Annotated in this window: 15 protein-coding genes; 8 read left to right on the top strand and 7 right to left on the bottom strand. The window is 60.4% G+C overall.

The window, feature by feature from the left end; all coding sequences use genetic code 11:
- Positions 1-44: 44 nt before the first annotated feature.
- Positions 45-2,912, bottom strand: coding sequence for an EAL domain-containing protein (locus KGB27_RS05795; RefSeq protein WP_008038172.1), 2,868 nt, complete (start codon positions 2,910-2,912; stop codon positions 45-47).
- A 258-nt stretch (positions 2,913-3,170) separates the two neighbouring features.
- Between KGB27_RS05795 and uvrD the strand changes: the two genes are divergently transcribed.
- The 4 genes from uvrD (at position 3,171) to KGB27_RS05775 (ending at position 7,546) form a co-directional block, all read left to right on the top strand.
- Positions 3,171-5,354 (top strand): DNA helicase II, encoded by a 2,184-nt coding sequence (uvrD, locus tag KGB27_RS05790; protein WP_223415547.1) that lies wholly within the window; start codon positions 3,171-3,173, stop codon positions 5,352-5,354.
- Between the two features lie 155 nt (positions 5,355-5,509).
- A complete protein-coding gene (locus tag KGB27_RS05785) occupies positions 5,510-5,950 on the top strand; it encodes an EamA family transporter (RefSeq protein ID WP_007934436.1) in 441 nt (146 codons plus the stop codon).
- Positions 5,951-6,128: 178 nt separating this feature from the next.
- The gene (locus tag KGB27_RS05780; RefSeq protein ID WP_223553528.1) at positions 6,129-7,001 is read left to right on the top strand and encodes a Tim44 domain-containing protein; all 873 of its coding nucleotides are present in this window, start codon (positions 6,129-6,131) and stop codon (positions 6,999-7,001) included.
- A 137-nt stretch (positions 7,002-7,138) separates the two neighbouring features.
- Complete coding sequence (locus KGB27_RS05775; RefSeq protein ID WP_003187120.1) at positions 7,139-7,546, top strand: SMI1/KNR4 family protein; 408 nt, start codon at positions 7,139-7,141, stop codon at positions 7,544-7,546.
- A gap of 21 nt (positions 7,547-7,567) precedes the next feature.
- Here the strand turns inward: KGB27_RS05775 and KGB27_RS05770 are convergent, their stop codons facing one another.
- Positions 7,568-9,331 carry a cation:proton antiporter gene (locus tag KGB27_RS05770; RefSeq protein WP_223553526.1) on the bottom strand — a complete coding sequence of 588 codons (1,764 nt, stop codon included), beginning with the start codon at positions 9,329-9,331 and terminating at the stop codon, positions 7,568-7,570.
- 201 nt (positions 9,332-9,532) lie between these two features.
- Between KGB27_RS05770 and KGB27_RS05765 the strand changes: the two genes are divergently transcribed.
- Positions 9,533-10,015: an acyl-CoA thioesterase gene (locus KGB27_RS05765; protein ID WP_008027457.1), complete on the top strand. Its 483-nt coding sequence runs from the start codon at positions 9,533-9,535 to the stop codon at positions 10,013-10,015.
- 92 nt (positions 10,016-10,107) lie between these two features.
- On the opposite strand, the gene pdxY is transcribed toward KGB27_RS05765, so the two are convergent.
- Positions 10,108-10,980 carry a pyridoxal kinase PdxY gene (gene pdxY, locus KGB27_RS05760; RefSeq protein WP_008041336.1) on the bottom strand — a complete coding sequence of 291 codons (873 nt, stop codon included), beginning with the start codon at positions 10,978-10,980 and terminating at the stop codon, positions 10,108-10,110.
- 120 nt (positions 10,981-11,100) lie between these two features.
- On the opposite strand from pdxY, the gene KGB27_RS05755 reads away from it, so the two are divergent.
- Positions 11,101-11,514, top strand: coding sequence for a DUF3301 domain-containing protein (locus tag KGB27_RS05755; RefSeq protein ID WP_008027461.1), 414 nt, complete (start codon positions 11,101-11,103; stop codon positions 11,512-11,514).
- Here the strand turns inward: KGB27_RS05755 and KGB27_RS05750 are convergent.
- Complete coding sequence (locus KGB27_RS05750; protein ID WP_223553524.1) at positions 11,511-12,476, bottom strand: CobW family GTP-binding protein; 966 nt, start codon at positions 12,474-12,476, stop codon at positions 11,511-11,513. The two genes, KGB27_RS05755 and KGB27_RS05750, sit on opposite strands and share 4 nt — an antisense overlap.
- A 27-nt stretch (positions 12,477-12,503) precedes the next feature.
- Between KGB27_RS05750 and KGB27_RS05745 the strand changes: the two genes are divergently transcribed.
- The gene (locus tag KGB27_RS05745; protein ID WP_223553522.1) at positions 12,504-12,860 is read left to right on the top strand and encodes an NADH:ubiquinone oxidoreductase; all 357 of its coding nucleotides are present in this window, start codon (positions 12,504-12,506) and stop codon (positions 12,858-12,860) included.
- 4 nt (positions 12,861-12,864) lie between these two features.
- On the opposite strand, the gene KGB27_RS05740 is transcribed toward KGB27_RS05745, so the two are convergent.
- A complete protein-coding gene (locus KGB27_RS05740; protein ID WP_223553520.1) occupies positions 12,865-13,515 on the bottom strand; it encodes a DUF1826 domain-containing protein in 651 nt (216 codons plus the stop codon).
- Positions 13,515-14,723 carry a zinc metallochaperone GTPase ZigA gene (gene zigA, locus KGB27_RS05735; protein WP_223553519.1) on the bottom strand — a complete coding sequence of 403 codons (1,209 nt, stop codon included), beginning with the start codon at positions 14,721-14,723 and terminating at the stop codon, positions 13,515-13,517. Before zigA ends, KGB27_RS05740 begins: the two co-directional genes overlap by 1 nt.
- Before the next feature lie 144 nt (positions 14,724-14,867).
- Between zigA and KGB27_RS05730 the strand changes: the two genes are divergently transcribed.
- Positions 14,868-15,245, top strand: a complete 378-nt coding sequence (locus KGB27_RS05730) for a glutamine synthetase (protein ID WP_207284987.1) — start codon at positions 14,868-14,870, stop codon at positions 15,243-15,245.
- Here KGB27_RS05730 and KGB27_RS05725 read toward each other — a convergent pair.
- Positions 15,242-16,438 carry an N-acetylmuramoyl-L-alanine amidase gene (locus tag KGB27_RS05725; RefSeq protein ID WP_223553518.1) on the bottom strand — a complete coding sequence of 399 codons (1,197 nt, stop codon included), beginning with the start codon at positions 16,436-16,438 and terminating at the stop codon, positions 15,242-15,244. The genes KGB27_RS05730 and KGB27_RS05725 overlap by 4 nt on opposite strands.
- Between the last annotated feature and the right edge of the window lie 46 nt (positions 16,439-16,484).

The raw sequence follows: 16,484 nt of genomic DNA, 5'->3' as shown, positions 1-16,484 counted from the left end.
CCCGTCATTTTAGTGGCGGGAAGGTGTGATTGTGCGACACACCTTCAGTAGGCGGATTGCGCTCGCAGAAGGTCCGCCAACCCACCCGCTTCTATCGGGCGACTGATCAAATACCCCTGCACTTCATCGCAGCGCTCAGCCTGCAAAAACTCAAGCTGCTCCGACCGCTCCACGCCTTCAGCCACCACCTTCAACGACAACCCGTGGGCCATCGCAATGATCGCCCGGGTGATCGCCGCATCCACGCTCCCCTCCCCCAGGCCGCGAATGAATGCCTGATCAATCTTCACGTAATCCACCGGAATGCGCTTGAGGTAGCTCAGGGACGAATAGCCGGTGCCGAAATCGTCGATGGCCAGCTTCACCCCAAGATCACGCAGCTGCTGGAACGTCGCGATGATGTGCTCAACGCTGTCCAGCAACTGGCTTTCGGTAAGCTCCAGTTCGAGGTAGTGCGGCGCCAGCCCGGTTTCTTCCAATACCTGACGCACCAGACTGACCAGCTTGCCCTGGCGCAATTGATGCACCGACAAATTGACCGATACCCGAATCGGTTCCAGCCCCTGACGCTGCCATTCGCAGGCCTGCCAGCACGCCTGTCGCAACACGAACTCGCCGATCGGGCCGATCAGCCCGGTTTCCTCGGCCAGGCCGATGAAGTCCGACGGCGGCACGCGGCCCATGGTCGGGTGATCCCAGCGCACCAATGCCTCGGCGGCATTCAGCCGGCCTGTGGCGAGGCAAAGCTTGGGTTGGTAAAACACTTTCAGTTGTTTTTCTTCGATGGCTTTACGCAGCTGGTTTTCCAGCTGCAAGCGCTCAAGCGTGCTGGCTTGCAGACTGTCGGTGTAGAACTGGAAATTGTTGCCGCCCAAGTGTTTGGCATGTTGCATGGCCATGTTCGACTGACTCACCAGCGCGGAGATTTCCCGTGCGTTGTCCGGCAACATGCTGATGCCCATGGACGCGCTGACCACCAGCTCATGCCCCTCGACGGTCACCGGCAAACGCAGCTTGGCCGACAGGCGAGTCGCCACCCGCGCCAGGCTCGAAAGGTTGCCGTAAGCGTCGAACAGCACGGCGAACTCATCGCCGGACAATCGGGCGATGGTGTCTGCTTCCGGCAGTGCGTTGACCAGCCGCCGGGCCATTTTCTGCAACAGCTGATCGGCGATTTCATGGCCAAGGCTGTCGTTGAGCAACTTGAAGCGATCAAGATTGATGTGCAACAACGCCAGACTGCGCCCGCCCTGGCGCACGCGCTGATGGGCTTCACGCAACCTTTCGCGGAACAACGAACGGTTGGCCAGGCCAGTCAGTTCATCGTAGTGCGTCAGGTAGCGCATGCGCTCTTCGGATTCGCGCCGCGCCGAGAGATCGGCGAAGAAGCCGACGATATGGCTGACATTTCCCCGCGTATCGCGCACGGCGTTCAATTGCAGCCATTGCGGATACAGCTCGCCGTTCTTGCGCGTTTCCACCAGCTCGCCCTGCCAGCTGCCGTGTTGCTCCAGCGCCTGATGAATCGCCCCGTAGTGGCGACGGGCATCGCGACTACACGGCAGCTCCACGACGTTGCGCCCGAGCATGTCGTCGATGTCGTAGCCCGTTAAGCGGCTGAACGCCTGGTTTACCGCGATAAGTGCGTAATTCGGATCGAAAATCATGATGCCTTCGCTGGCGGCCTCGAACACCGTCGCCGCCAGTTGCTGCTGGGCTTCCAGCATCTTGCTGGCACTGATGTCGCGGCGGGTGCCGACCATACGGATCACCCGACCGCCGTCACTGCGCTCCACCGCTCGACCGCGGTCCTCGATCCAGACCCAATGACCATCGCCATGGCGCACGCGGTATTCGATCTGATAGTCCTCGCTGCGGCCCTTCAGGTGCTCGACCAGTGCGCGCCTCAGCGACGGCAAGTCCTCGGGATGCAGGCGCGGCTTGAGGTGACGCAGCATGGCCGTCACGAATTCCGGCTCCAGGCCGAACAACTCCTGAATATGGGTGTGATGGACTTCGTCGGTTTGCAGGTTCCAGTCCCACAGCCCCAGTTCACTGGCCTTCAACGCCAGCGCCAGGCGCGCCTCGCTTTTGCTCAGGGCCTGGTTGGCAGCATCCAGCTCCAGGCTGCGCTGGGCGACGCGGCTTTCCAGCCCAATCTGAATTTCTCGCAACTCGTCTTCGGCACGACGGCGCTGATCGATTTCTTTGGCAAGATCATGGTTCAACTGGTCGCTACGGCTCTGGGCCTGCTGCAAGTGCTCGATCAATGCCTGATTCTGGAAGCGGCGCAACAACCCGCGATCAATCAGCCGATTGACCTGCCAGGCGACCACGCTCAACGCTCCCAGCAAAATCAGGCCGAACCAGCCCCAGCCCTGCTCCTGCTCGTCACCGCCCCAGAACAGGTAGGCGATGGCCGGTAACAGGCACGGCAAGGTGAAGGACAGGAAGGCTGGCAGGCTGACGGCATAAGCGACGCTGGCCGAGAGGGCTGCCGCGCCGATCAGGCCGAACACCCAGGCTTGCTGGATGAAATTGTCGGCGGGCACCAGGGCAATGCCGGCGCCGGCCAGGGTCAGGCCGGTCATGGCCGAACCGAGCAAAAACATGCGACGCCAGACCGGATGGGCCTGGCGATTGGGAATGGCCGAATCGAAAGCGGCGACCTGAATCACCCGCAGCGCCACCAGCGACAACAGCCACACCAGCCAGACGCTGACCAGGAAGTAGCGCTGCGGACTCCAGAGTAATCCCGCACACACCAGGCCATTGATCAGCATGAACAGCGTCGGCAGCAGCGAGCCTTGATAAAGCAGGCGCGTGCGCTCGACCGCCATTTCCATGGCGTACTGTTTGCGGATAACCCGGGGCTCCACAGTGGGGCCCGACAGGTCGGAGCTGAGGGTCATAGGCAATGTTCTTGTTCTTATAATGATGAGCATGAGCCCGAAACGTGGACGGAGCATACACAAGCCAATGCCCTTACCAAACTGCTCCAGATCATAATTTCTGCAAAAGTCCGGAGCCCTTTTACCCCCTGAAAACGCTGGAAGCGAGCCCCACCAACGCCTGCAGCCAGTGACCGACCGGTCGTCCTTCGCGTATCTTTCATCGGCTAAAGCAAAGCGGGGTTTGCCCGGTGTGGCGCCGCCCCCTAGAATGCCCCGATGCGCGATGATCTCTCCCTTCTGCTGAACTCCCTCAACGATGCCCAACGCCAGGCCGTAGCTGCCTCCGTGGGTCGTCAGTTGGTCCTGGCCGGTGCTGGTTCCGGTAAAACCCGAGTGCTGGTGCACCGTATCGCCTGGTTGATCCAGGTCGAAAACGCCTCGCCCCACTCAATCCTGTCGGTGACCTTCACCAACAAGGCCGCTGCCGAGATGCGTCATCGCATCGAGCAGTTGATGGGTATTAACCCAGCCGGCATGTGGGTCGGCACTTTCCACGGCCTGGCGCACCGCTTGCTGCGGGCGCACTGGCAGGAAGCCGGCCTGAGCCAGACCTTCCAGATTCTCGACAGCGACGACCAGCAACGCCTGGTCAAACGCGTTATTCGCGAATTGGGTCTGGACGAGCAACGCTGGCCGGCCCGTCAGGCCCAGTGGTTCATCAACGGGCAGAAAGACGAAGGTCTGCGTCCGCAACACATTCAAGCCAGCGGCGACCTGTTCCTGGCCACCATGCGCAGCATTTATGAGGCCTACGAGGCCGCGTGCCTGCGCGCTGGTGTGATCGACTTCTCCGAATTGCTGCTGCGCGCCCTCGACCTGTGGCGCGATCACCCGGGTTTGCTGGCGCACTATCAGAAGCGCTTCCGGCACATCCTGGTGGACGAGTTCCAGGACACCAACGCCGTGCAGTACGCCTGGCTGCGACTGTTGGCCAAGGGTGGCGACAGCCTGATGGTGGTGGGCGACGACGATCAGTCGATCTACGGCTGGCGCGGCGCGAAAATCGAGAACATCTATCAGTACTCCGACGATTTCCCGGACGCCGAGACCATTCGTCTGGAGCAGAACTACCGCTCCACCGCCGGCATCCTCAAGGCAGCCAACGCCCTGATCGCCAACAACACCGGGCGCATGGGCAAGGAGCTGTGGACCGACGGCGGCGAAGGCGAAGCGATCAATCTGTACGCGGCGTTCAACGAACACGATGAAGCACGCTACGTGGTGGAAACCATCGAAAGCGCGCTGAAAACCGGCTTGGCTCGCAGCGATATCGCGATTTTGTACCGCTCCAACGCCCAATCGCGCGTTTTGGAAGAAGCCTTGCTGCGCGAGCGCATCCCGTACCGCATCTATGGCGGTCAGCGCTTCTTCGAGCGGGCTGAAATCAAGAACGCCATGGCTTACCTGCGCTTGCTGGAAGGACGTGGCAACGATGCAGCACTGGAGCGGGTGATCAACGTTCCGGCACGCGGCATCGGCGAAAAAACCGTTGAAGCGATTCGCGACCATGCGCGCCACAGTGATGTGTCGATGTGGGAAGCCATGCGCCTGCTGGTTGCCAATAAAGGCCTGACCGGTCGCGCAGCGGGTGCGCTTGGCGCGTTTATCGAGCTGATCGAGAACCTCGCCGCCAAGTGCATGGAAATGCCGCTGCACCTGATGACCCAGACCGTCATCGAGCAGTCCGGTCTGATTGCCTATCACGAAGCGGAAAAAGGCGAAAAAGGCCAGGCTCGGGTAGAAAACCTTGAGGAACTGGTCAGCGCCGCACGCAACTTCGAAAACGCTGAAGAAGACGAAGACCTGACCCCACTGGCGGCGTTCCTCGGTCACGCGTCGCTGGAGGCTGGCGATACTCAGGCCGACGAGCACGAAGACAGCATTCAGCTGATGACTTTGCACAGCGCCAAAGGCCTGGAATTCCCTTACGTGTTCCTGGTGGGCATGGAAGAAGGCCTGTTCCCGCACAAGATGAGCCTGGAAGAGCCGGGTCGTCTTGAGGAAGAACGTCGTTTGGCCTACGTCGGCATTACCCGGGCGATGCAGAACCTGGTGATGACCTATGCTGAAACCCGACGTCTGTATGGCAGCGAAACCTACAACAAGGTCTCGCGTTTCGTACGTGAAGTGCCGAAAGGCCTGATTCAGGAAGTGCGCCTGTCCAACAGTGTCAGCCGCCCGTTTGGCGGCGGCCAGCAGCAGAGCTCCAGCAGCCTGTTTGGCGGCAGCGAGATCCCGGACACCGGGTTCAGCCTCGGTCAGACCGTACGGCATTCGGTGTTTGGCGACGGCGTGATCCTGAACTTCGAAGGTGCCGGCGCGCAGGCCCGGGTGCAGGTGAACTTCAGCGAAGGCAGCAAGTGGCTGATGTTGGGCTACGCCAAACTGGAAGCGGTCTAAGGGCTATCGGCTTTTCTGTAGGAACGAGCCTGCTCGCGAATGAAGGCGCCGCGGTTTATCCGGAAAACCGTGGTGCGGCTATCGCGAGCAGGCTCGCTCCCACAGGGGGTTGTGGTTAATCCACTTGGGCAGGTTGATCTTATAAAGGCGAAATCATGGGCTCAGGCTTCTTTTCTTCCTGGACATTCTGGGCCCTGATGTCGGCAGCTTTTGCCGCCATGACCGCGATTTTTGCCAAAATCGGCATCGAAAACGTCAACTCCGACTTCGCCACGTTGCTGCGCACCGTGGTGGTGTTGGTCAGCCTGGCCTTGATTTTGTACGCCACGGGCCAATATCAGTCATTAGGATCGATCTCGGCCAGGAGCTACTTGTTCCTGCTGCTGTCGGGACTGGCCACCGGCGCCTCGTGGATCTGCTACTTCCGCGCATTGAAACTGGGGCCGGCCTCGCTGGTCGCTCCGGTGGACAAACTCAGTGTGGTGCTGGTGGCGGTGCTCGGCGTGATCTTGCTGGGTGAAAAACTCGACCTGCGCCAATGGGGCGGAATCGGCCTGATCACGGCCGGTGTGGTCATGCTTGCGCTACGACGCTAGGCCCCTTCCTACAGAACCTATCCACTCGTCCTACGGACCAAAGTTAACAGGCCTTATTGCCCTGACTGAAGCTGAACACGACCTGTCAGGCAAAAGCCCGAAACACTCTGCCGCTAGCCAGTAACACTTCAGCTGTGCAACATGGCGCGCGTGCCATCCACAAATGGGAATTCCCTTTATGAAACGTTTTCTTAGCATCGCCATGGCGTTGTGCATCGGCCTGACGATGAGCCTCGACGCCAACGCCAAGCGCTTTGGTGGCGGCAAGAGCTCCGGCGCTGCGCCGACTCACCAGACCAGCCAAATGGCTCCTTCTTCTGCTGCAGGTGGCGCTGCTGCCACTGCGGGCGCGGCCGGTGCCGCTGGCGCTGCCGCCAAGGCCGGCGGTGCTTCGCGCTGGCTCGGCCCTCTGGCCGGTATCGCGGCCGGTGGCCTACTGGCTTCCATGTTCATGGGCGGCGGCTTCGAAGGCATGCAGATCTTCGACATCCTGATCATGGCCGTCATTGCCTTCCTGGTCTTCCGTTTCATCGCCGCTCGTCGTCGCAAGCAACAGGAGCACCTGGCTCCGGCTGGCGCCCCGATGCAGCGTGAAGTGTTCGAGCAGAAACCAAGCGCCATGGGTTCGATCTTCGGTGGTTCGGCCGCTCCGGCTGCCGCCCGTCCGGTCATCAACGCGCCAGCCTGGTTCAATGAAAAGAACTTCATTGAAGCGGCCCGCAACCACTTCCAGTCCCTGCAGCAACACTGGGACGCCAACGAAATGGACAAGATCGCCGAGTTCGTGACCCCGCAGCTGCTTGAGTTCCTCAAGCGCGAACGTGCCGATCTGGGTGAGGGTTTCCAGTCCACCTACATTGATAACCTCAATGTTCAACTGGATGGCGTCGATGATCGCACCGACAAGACCATCGCCACCCTGACCTTCAGCGGCGTGTCGAAAACCTCGCGTTTCGACCAGGGCGAAGTGTTCAGCGAAAGCTGGAACATGGAACGTCCACAGGGTGAAAACCAGCCTTGGCTGGTTGCCGGTATCCGCCAGAACGGCTGAACCGACCTGCGTTAAATGTGTCGCAACAAAAACCCCGGCCTCGGCCGGGGTTTTCTATTTCACGGTTGCATCTATAGCGAGCTACTGTATAAACCGCCCCAACTAAACCGCGCCATACAAGCAAGAGGATCCCGGACGTGGAAGAAATCATCGAACAACTGCGTGAAGCCAACGAACCGGTACCGGTCCCCTTGGAGCTGCCCGACGAAGATCTGCTGGTCGAAATCGAAGAACAACTGTTCATCGACATCCCATTTGTTTTCAGAGAATTTTTGCTGACCGTCAGCGACGTGGTCTACGGCAGCCTGGAGCCGGTGACCGTCACCGACCCGCAATCCCACACCTACCTGCCGGACGTTGCTGCCAACGCCTGGGACGCCGGTGTCGATCGCAGCCTGATCCCGATCTGCCAGGACGGTGACGACTACTACTGCGTCGAAGAAGACGGCACTGTAGTGCTGTGGCAAGCCGAAGAAGAGCTGATCGCCGAAGAAACCTGGGAATCGGTGTGGCACTGGGCGCGAGACGTCTGGCTGGAAAGCTGAGCCGTCTGACGCGCCGCGTGGTCAATGCCCCGAAGATTCCTTGTGATTGTCCAGGGTTTCCAGCAAGGCCACCTGCATCCGCGTGTGCACGCGGATGAACCAGCGCCAGAGCAGCGCCGCCACGGCGGCCGCGACCACGACAATCAGCACCAGCAACTTGTTGGTCGGCAGAATACTGGCCGACAAGGCTGCCAACAGCAGGAAGATCACCAACAGCGAAAGGATCGGGATCACCTCGGCGATCACCCGACGCACTCGCTGCGTGTGACGGCCGGCCATCTCCGGTTTCACGCCCATCTCCGCCAACAACATCGACAGCGCCTTGAGCTTGCGATAGGCGGCGATCAGGAACGGCAGCGACAACAGCAATGCCCCTCCCCAGATCAACGCCTTCTGCCAGCTCGGGTCGCTGATCCAGTCCTGCAAATAGGGAGACATTCGCTCGGCAAAAAAAGCGCCCGAGAAGAAAATCGCAATCACCAGCGCCAGATTGACCCCCACCTGCAACAGAATCCTCCGGATCATCGACGCCAGTAGCGCACCCTCGCCTTGAGGCTGGATGCTGCGCAGCCATTCGCCATACATCCCCAATACGCGGCCCAACCGCTGCGGCATCACGCCAGCCAGTTTGAACGACAGCGGATCAGCCGCGCGGATCAGATACGGCGTCAGCAGCGTAGTGATCACCGACACCGCCACGGCGACCGGGTACAGGAAGTTGCTGGTGACCTGCAGGGTCATCCCCAGTGCCGCGATGATGAAAGAAAATTCGCCAATCTGCGAAAGCCCCATTCCCACGCGCAGTGAGGTGCGTCCGTCATTGCCAGCGATAAAGGCTCCGAGGCCACAGGACAGCATCTTGCCGAGTACCACCGCGACGGTAATGACTGCGATTGGCCAGGCGTATTGCAGCAGGATCATCGGGTCGAGCATCAGCCCGATGGCGACGAAAAAGATCGCACTGAACAGGTCGCGAACCGGCTCGATCAGTCGCTCGATCTTCAGCAATTGCCGCGACTCGGCCATGATCGCGCCAATCAGGAACGCGCCGAGCACCATGCTGTATTCGAGCTTGACCACCAACAGGCAGAAGCCGAAACACAGGCCCAGCACGGTGATCAGCAGCATCTCGTTGCTTTCGAATTTGGCCACGTAGGCCAGCAGGCGCGGCACCAGCAGAATCCCGATTACCAGCGCGACGATCATGAACAGCGAGAGCTTGCCGACCGTGGAAAACACTTCGCCGGAACTGACCGTGCCACTGACCGCGATGCTCGACAGCAAGGCGATGATGCCGATGCCGAGGATGTCCTCGACGATCAATACGCCGAAAATCAGCTGCGCGAAACGCTCGTTTTTCATCTTCAGGTCATTGAGTGCCTTGACGATGATGGTGGTCGATGAGATGGCCAGGATCGCGCCAAGGAACAGCGAGTCCATGGTGTTCCAGTCGAACCAGCGGCCGATTTCGTAGCCGATCCAGATCATCAGCACGATTTCCAGGAACGCCGCGATAAACGCCGTGGCGCCGACCTTGAACAGTTTGCGCAGGCTGAACTCCAGGCCCAGGCAGAACATCAGGAAAATCACCCCGAGTTCGGCGAGGGTCTTGATGGTTTCTTCGTCGTGGATCAGGCCGAAGGGTGGCGTGTGCGGGCCGATGATGAACCCGGCGACGATGTAGCCGAGGACGACCGGTTGTTTGAGGCGGTGAAACAGTACGGTCACCACGCCTGCGACCAGCATGATCACTGCCAGATCCTGAATAAAACTGATGGCATGCATGGCGTGGGGCTCCTTAAGGTCGACTTTCGGAGGTTAACACCGCGACTTCCGTCAGAAAGGCGGTGCAATATATGGAAACAGATCGATCCGGCGTGACGGCGATCACCCGCCCGGCGTCCCGATAACTGTGGTTTGAAAAAACCGAACAGGCACCCGCAGAGGTGCACTCCTCCGAAACCTGCCTTGAACCGTGAGAACGTTATGGAACCCGGAAACGCCCAGCTGTCGATGACGGTACTGATGACTCCCGACATGGCCAACTTCTCTGGCAATGTCCACGGCGGCACCTTGCTCAAGTACCTGGACGAAGTGGCCTACGCCTGCGCCAGCCGCTATGCCGGCCGCTACGTGGTGACCCTGTCGGTGGATCAGGTGATTTTTCGCGAGCCGATCCATGTCGGCGAACTGGTGACCTTCCTGGCGTCGGTCAACTACACCGGCAACACCTCCATGGAGGTCGGCATCAAGGTGGTGACCGAAAACATCCGCGAGCGCTCGGTGCGCCACACCAACAGCTGCTTCTTCACAATGGTTGCGGTGGATGACGACCGTAAACCCGCCGCCGTGCCGCCGCTGCAACCGCAGAACAGCGAAGACAAACGCCGCTACATGCAGGCCCAGCAGCGTCGACAGATTCGTCAGGAGCTGGAAAAGCGGTATCAGGAGATCAAGGGCGACGCCTGATACATTTGGCCGTTAAATCGCATTCGCGGGCAAGCCTCGCTCCTACAGGGATCGCATACAAACTGTAGGAGCGAGGCTTGCCCGCGAAGCTTTTAAAGGCTGATCGCGGTGGCTTCAAACCGCACGCGCGGATGCGCAATCCGGTCCTGCGCCCGCACCAGCTCCAACTCGTAACTGGCGCACGCCTGGGTCTCCAGCAGCACTTCATGCACCGCCGACGCAGCAAATTCGAACGCCGCCACCAGGCTGTCGCCCAGCAGTACACGCGCCAGAAACAGGCCGGATGTCAGGTCGCCAACGCCCACCGGCTGACGCGGAAACGCCAGCATTGGACGTCGCAGGTGCCAGCTGCCTTCGCTTGTCACCAGCAACATCTCGAACACATCCTCCGGTTTGCCGGGATAGGCCAGATGCTTGACCAGCACCGCCTGCGGACCGCGTGCCAGCAACGCTTTCGCCATGGCCAGGCAATCGAACAGCGACTGCGGCTTGCGGCCCGAGAAGCTGTCCAGCTCAAGTTGGTTCGGGCACATGAAGTCCGCCATGGCTGCCGCTTCCTCCAGCAGAAAATCGCTGACTTCGGCCGGTACGCTGCAACCCTTTTCTGGATGGCCCATCACTGGGTCGCACAGATACAGTGCCTTGGGATTCATCGACTTGATACGCGCCACGCCCGTCAGGATCGCCCGGCCCTGGGCTGCACTGCCGAGGTAACCGGACAACACCGCATCACAATTGCCCAGCTCGCCAATCGCTGCGATGCCCTCGACCAATTCGGGAATCTGCTGCGGTGCCAGCACGTCGCCCGCCCATTGCCCGTATTGGGTGTGGTTGGAGAACTGCACGGTATTGAGCGGCCAGACATTCACCCCGACCCGCTGCATCGGGAAAACCGCGGCGCTGTTGCCAGCGTGGCCGAACACCACGTGGGACTGAATGGCGAGCAGATGGGGCGTACGTTTCATGCGGTGAGTTTTCCGTAAACCGATTGAAATTCAAGCCGCGCAGTATGCGACTAAACGCAGCCTGTACGACAGGCCGGCGACGCAGTTAAGCTGACACTATCTAGTTGGAGCAACCTGTTGATGCTGACCCTCGGAAATATCTTCGTGTTGATGCTGCTCGCCACCGGCGGCGCGTGGCTGTGGCACAACCACGGCTTGCGCGAGCGCGCGCTGGAACGGGTCAAGCTGCACTGCGTCAAGCTCGGCATCGAGTTGCTGGACGGCAACGTGGCGCTGAAAAAAATCGCCTTCATCAAGGATGCCAACGGGCGGCGACGCCTGGCCCGCGTGTATAACTTCGAGTTCACGGTGACTGGTGAAACCCGCCACAACGGCACCATCACCCAGTTCGGCGCCCACAGCGCGCAGATCGAACTGGCGCCCTACCCGATGCCGTTCGACGACACGCCTCCGGTGGTCGACGTGGCGAAGCCTCGCGCTGAAGTGATTGAGCTTAGTCAGTGGCGGCAAGAACACACAAAATGGCGTCCTTAATTCAACCGACAGTCGGCCAGTGCGCTCTGCAATGAATCAACCTGTTGCGGCTCGCTGAAGATCAGCTCGATTCGCGAATCCCGGCGCCATTCACTGGGCTGCCACGCCAATGGCGAGTTATCCAGGGCATTCGCTGAAACCCAGCCGTCGCTGCTGTGGATAACCAGCTTCGCCCGCCGCCACGCAAGGCTTTCAAGCCATCGGCCAACGCGCGCGGAATCGAATGTCTGGCTCGGATGCCAGCGCCAGCCAATGCTCCAGCCCCCCTCCTGCTCCTGACTCAAGCAAATCGGCACCTCGGGATCGGTCCAGACGGTCGGCATCTGCGCCATTCCTTTGGGTTGGATGAAGTTATCCACACCCGCCACAGCCTTCGCCTCCAGGCCGGGCAACTCGCTCAATGGCAACCGGGCCTGCTGTGTCCAGTACACGCGACGCGCCGGCAACTGCGCAACGATTCGCTGCCGATCGCCTGTGTCGAGGTTTTCCGACTTGTTCAGCAGCAACAACCCGGCGCTGCCCAACGCCTCCTGCTGCGTCACAGGCAGCGGTTTGCCGGCTGCCAGCGCTTGGGCATCCAGCACCAGCACGCTGGGCTGGACGGCCAGCACACCCAACCACGGCGCCTCTTGCAGTTGCCTGAGCAACTGCGCCGGATGGCCCAGCCCGGACGGCTCGATAAACAACCGATCCGGCCGCGCCTTGCGCAGCAAACGTCCGAGGCCAATCTGAAACGGCGCACCATTGACGCAACACAAACAGCCCCCGGCCACTTCGCCCAGTGCGATACCATCGGCGTCCCGGGTCAGCAACGCAGCGTCTAGGCCGATCTGGCCGAACTCGTTGATCAACACCGCCCAGCGCTCGTTCGCCGGCCGCTGCGCCAACAGATGCTTGATCAAACTGGTCTTGCCTGCGCCCAAGGGGCCGGCAATGACGTGCGTTGGAATGTTCTGCAACATGGTCGGTGTTTTCTGAGGAGGTAAAGGATGCGGTTGATTGGCTGGACGTTGCTTCTGGCGCTGGTTTGCGGCGAGGCGCTGGCTCAGGCTTGCGTAGTACATAGCACGGCTGAGCGACTCGACGTGAAAGTCTGCCAGCAGAACCGCAACATCCCGGAAAAGCTCTTCGCCGACGGGTTCTGCCAGCCCAGCCTTGCTGGCCAGAAAGTCGACGTGCAATACGTCGACCAATGCCCCGGCGGTGCATTCGGTGTATGCAGCAATGCCCAAGTCGCCAATATGCCTTACCGACAGGATATTCACTATTACGGCGTGGCCACCGACGCGGCGTATCTGAAGCCGTTTTGCGAAGGCCAGAGCCAGGGCAACTGGCTCAAGCCTTGATTCGCTAACCCAACCAGTCGAGGGTCAGGATCAAGCGGCGCTCGCCCGGCGCGGGTTGCGGCGAGCGGTGGATCAGGCCAAAGCCTTCGTTGCCGTGCCATTTCTCGCCCTTGAGTAAAGCCACGTAACCGCTGGCGATGTGCTGGATCAGCGAATCATCCGTGGGTTCGGCTTCGGGTTTGCTCAATTGGCGGCGATCCATCGCCCCTTCCTTCAGCCATTCGCTGCCGATTCCGGCGTACGTGGTGATCAAGCGCACGGGCACATGATCGACGTGAAAACGCGGGCACATGGCTTTGTCCAGAACCCGTAGACGCACGCCGATACGCTTGGCGCCCAACAGACAGGCGAATGCGCTGACCAACCAGGAAACATCGGTGATAAAGCCTTCGTAGCCCTCAAGATCGTTGAAGACCGAGGCCAGTCCCTGCAGATTGGGCTCGGTGTCGTCACCGGGCATTTCCAAAACCAGCGACTCAGCCAATGGCTCGTTCAGGGACAGCAACAAACGGCCGAAATCGGCGATGTGCACCGGGAGTCGGCGCTGCCAAATGGCGAGGTTCACGCCGTCGTCCAGAATTCGCGCGAGGGCTTGCGGCGTCTCACCCTGAACCTGGCAAATGACCGGTCGTAACTTCAAGGTCGGCGCCAGCATCACGCGGCGTCCTCTTCATGCCAGGGGCCGAACGGATCGGGCAACAATCGCCAGCCCTCGACGCCGGACGCCATTTCTTCATCACTCAGCAGGCAGTCGTCGAGTTCCGCAGTGAGTAAGTTGAAGTCGATGTTCTGGCCAATGAACACCAGTTCCTGCCGGCAATCGCCAGTGGCGGCGGTCCAGTTTTCCATGATCCCGGCGGTGCTTTCATCGTCCTGCGGCCATTGGGTTTTCGGCACGAAACGCCACCAGCGTCCGGCAAAACCATGGCGCATCAAACCGCCCGCCTGAGACCAACTGCCCGCGTCCATGGGTTTGCTCGCCAGCCAGAAAAAACCTTTCGAGCGCAGCAATTTGCCGTTCACCCACGGACGGTCGATGAAGCTGAAAAAGCGCTGTGGATGAAACGGCCTGCGTGCTCGATACGCCGTGGAAGCGATGCCGTATTCCTCGGTTTCCGGCACGTGCTCGCCGCGAAGCTCCTGCAACCAGCCTGGCGCCTGCGCCGCTTTTTCAAAGTCGAAACGACCGGTGTTGAGGATCTTTTTCAGCGGGATTTCGCCCATGACCATCGGGATGATTTCGGCTTGCGAGTTCAATCGTTCAAGGATCGCGATCAGCTCCTGACGCTCGCGGCTGCTGATCAAATCGATCTTGCTGATCAGGATCACGTCGGCGAATTCGATCTGCTCGATCAATAGGTCGGTGATCGAGCGCTCGTCCTCTTCGCCCAGGGTTTCGCCACGCGAGGCGAGGCTTTCGGCGGCCTGATAATCGAGCAGAAAGTTCATGCCATCGACCACAGTGACCATGGTGTCGAGACGTGCAATGTCGGCCAGGCTTTGCCCTTCTTCGTCGCGGAAAGTGAAGGTTTCCGCCACGGGAAGGGGTTCGGAAATGCCGGTGGATTCGATCAGTAAGTAATCGAAGCGGCCGTCCCTGGCGAGTTGGCTGACTTCTTCGAGCAGGTCTTCGCGCAAGGTGCAGCAGATGCAGCCGTTGCTCATTTCCACGAGTTTTTCTTCGGCGCGGTTCAGGGTGACATCACGCTGAACTTCGCTGCCATCGATGTTGATTTCGCTCATGTCGTTGACGATCACGGCGACTCGCAGGTTGTCGCGGTTACGCAGCACGTAGTTGAGCAGCGTGCTTTTGCCGGCGCCGAGAAAGCCCGACAAAACGGTCACGGGGAGACGATTGGGCATCAGGTAGTCCTCACAGGAGATGCCCGGTCGCAGTGTCGGGCTTAATTCAATGTTATAGTATAACAATGCAATTAAACCACTCCCCTCTTGCCGGCAGTGACAAAGGGCAGGATGCTGAAGCCCGTTCGCCCCGAGAGAAACCCCATGCGCACTGCCTTGAAATTAACGCTGATGAGCGTTTCGTTGCTGCTCGCCGTAGACGCCTGGGCGCAAATCCCGAGCCTGGCCAGCTGCACCCGCAGCGCTAACCTGCTGGCCTGCGTGGATGCCGACGGCAACGCTTACAGCGTCAACACCGTCGGCAGCACGATCTACTTGCGAGGCTTCGAACGGGCGGGCAAGCGCTATTGGGCGCAAACCAACAGTCGCTACGGGCAACTGACATTCTTCACAGGGATCGCTTCCGACGGCGAAGCCTGGGTGGGCTACAACCGTCGGGTTGGCTGGACCACCATCAACCGGTTTTCCAGTTCCGGTGGCAGCAGCGCCAGGTTTACTTGCAGCCGGATCACCGGCTGCTAAGCCTGCGCTTTTTGCTGTTCCTGCTGCCAGGCGATGTAACTGTTGACCGGCGGATTCTTCTGGAAGTAGCGCTGTAATCCTTCGAACAATCCGTCAGCCACGGCCTGCTGATGCCGCGCCGTGACCAGCCGCTGACTGTCGCGAGCATTGGAAATGAAGCCGGTTTCCACCAGGATCGACGGCACGTCCGGCGATTTCAGCACGGCAAATCCTGCCTGCTCCACGCGCTTCTGATGCAACGTGGTGATGCCCGCCAGACTGCCGAGCACCGTGTTGCCCAACTGCAAACTCGCGGCGAGGGTGGCGTTCATCGACATGTCGAGAATCACCCCGGCCAGCATCGGGTCCTTGTCCTTGAGATTGAGCAGGCTGGTGGCGCCCAACAGGTCCGCGCCGTTCTCTCGCTGCGCCATGAAGCGCGCCGTGGCCGACGTCGCTCCGCCCTCAGACAAGCAATACACCGACGCGCCAGAAGCCGTGAGACGCGGCGCCGCATCGGCATGCACCGAGATGAACATATCGGCGTTGTGTTTGCGGGCGATCTCCACGCGCTTGCGCAGCGGGACGAAGAAGTCGTCGTTGCGCACCAGTTTCACGTCGAAGCCCTTCTCCCTTTTCAGCCGTTTGGCCAACAGCTGAGCGATGGACAACACCACGTCTTTCTCACGCTCGCCTTTGGCGCCGACTGCGCCCGGGTCTTTGCCGCCATGGCCGGGGTCGACCACCACGATGATGTCCCGTTTCGGGTGAGTCTTGTCGATGGCTGCCACGGGCGCGGCGGCTATTTGCAAGGGGGCCGCGGTCTTCAGGTCGAGCACCAGCCGATGACCCTGCCCGTCCTGCGGCGGCAACAAAAAGCTGTTGAGCTGCACCGGGCCGCTGAGGTCGAGAACGATCCGCGTATCGCCCTGACCAAAGTGCCCGGAGCGGATCGAGCGAATCACCGTGTTGCCAAGTACCAGCTGACTGAAGTCGCCACTGAGGTCGGCGCCACTGAGGTCAATGATCAGCCGCTCAGGCGCGCTCAGTGAAAAGGTTTTGTACTGCACCGGCCCGCTCAGATCGAACACCAGGCGCAGCTTGTCGTCCGAGCGCCAGAGCCGCGCGTTGCGAATTTGCGTGGCGCCAACACCGAAGGGCAATGCGAAGGCCGCGCTGGCCAGGATCAAGTTGAGCAAGTGACGTCTGTGCATGGTGAAAGCCGCTCGTGAAAAAGGCGTAGTCGATTTTAATGTAATA

The sequence above is a fragment of the Pseudomonas sp. BF-R-01 genome, from assembly GCF_019946615.1.
GTDB lineage: Bacteria > Pseudomonadota > Gammaproteobacteria > Pseudomonadales > Pseudomonadaceae > Aquipseudomonas > Aquipseudomonas migulae.
This window is presented reverse-complemented; position numbering and strand designations above follow the sequence as displayed.

Excerpts from the sequence above, each read along its gene's own strand:
- KGB27_RS05780 (WP_223553528.1), top strand. The coding sequence starts at position 6,129 with ATGAAACGTTTTCTTAGCATCGCCATGGCGTTGTGCATCGGCCTGACG.
- pdxY (WP_008041336.1), bottom strand. The coding sequence starts at position 10,980 with ATGAAACGTACGCCCCATCTGCTCGCCATTCAGTCCCACGTGGTGTTC.
- KGB27_RS05770 (WP_223553526.1), bottom strand. The coding sequence starts at position 9,331 with ATGCATGCCATCAGTTTTATTCAGGATCTGGCAGTGATCATGCTGGTC.
- KGB27_RS05785 (WP_007934436.1), top strand. The coding sequence starts at position 5,510 with ATGGGCTCAGGCTTCTTTTCTTCCTGGACATTCTGGGCCCTGATGTCG.
- KGB27_RS05740 (WP_223553520.1), bottom strand. The coding sequence starts at position 13,515 with ATGCTGGCGCCGACCTTGAAGTTACGACCGGTCATTTGCCAGGTTCAG.
- zigA (WP_223553519.1), bottom strand. The coding sequence starts at position 14,723 with ATGCCCAATCGTCTCCCCGTGACCGTTTTGTCGGGCTTTCTCGGCGCC.
- KGB27_RS05755 (WP_008027461.1), top strand. The coding sequence starts at position 11,101 with ATGCTGACCCTCGGAAATATCTTCGTGTTGATGCTGCTCGCCACCGGC.
- KGB27_RS05725 (WP_223553518.1), bottom strand. The coding sequence starts at position 16,438 with ATGCACAGACGTCACTTGCTCAACTTGATCCTGGCCAGCGCGGCCTTC.
- KGB27_RS05795 (WP_008038172.1), bottom strand. The coding sequence starts at position 2,912 with ATGACCCTCAGCTCCGACCTGTCGGGCCCCACTGTGGAGCCCCGGGTT.
- KGB27_RS05730 (WP_207284987.1), top strand. The coding sequence starts at position 14,868 with ATGCGCACTGCCTTGAAATTAACGCTGATGAGCGTTTCGTTGCTGCTC.
- KGB27_RS05745 (WP_223553522.1), top strand. The coding sequence starts at position 12,504 with ATGCGGTTGATTGGCTGGACGTTGCTTCTGGCGCTGGTTTGCGGCGAG.
- uvrD (WP_223415547.1), top strand. The coding sequence starts at position 3,171 with ATGCGCGATGATCTCTCCCTTCTGCTGAACTCCCTCAACGATGCCCAA.
- KGB27_RS05750 (WP_223553524.1), bottom strand. The coding sequence starts at position 12,476 with ATGTTGCAGAACATTCCAACGCACGTCATTGCCGGCCCCTTGGGCGCA.
- KGB27_RS05765 (WP_008027457.1), top strand. The coding sequence starts at position 9,533 with ATGGAACCCGGAAACGCCCAGCTGTCGATGACGGTACTGATGACTCCC.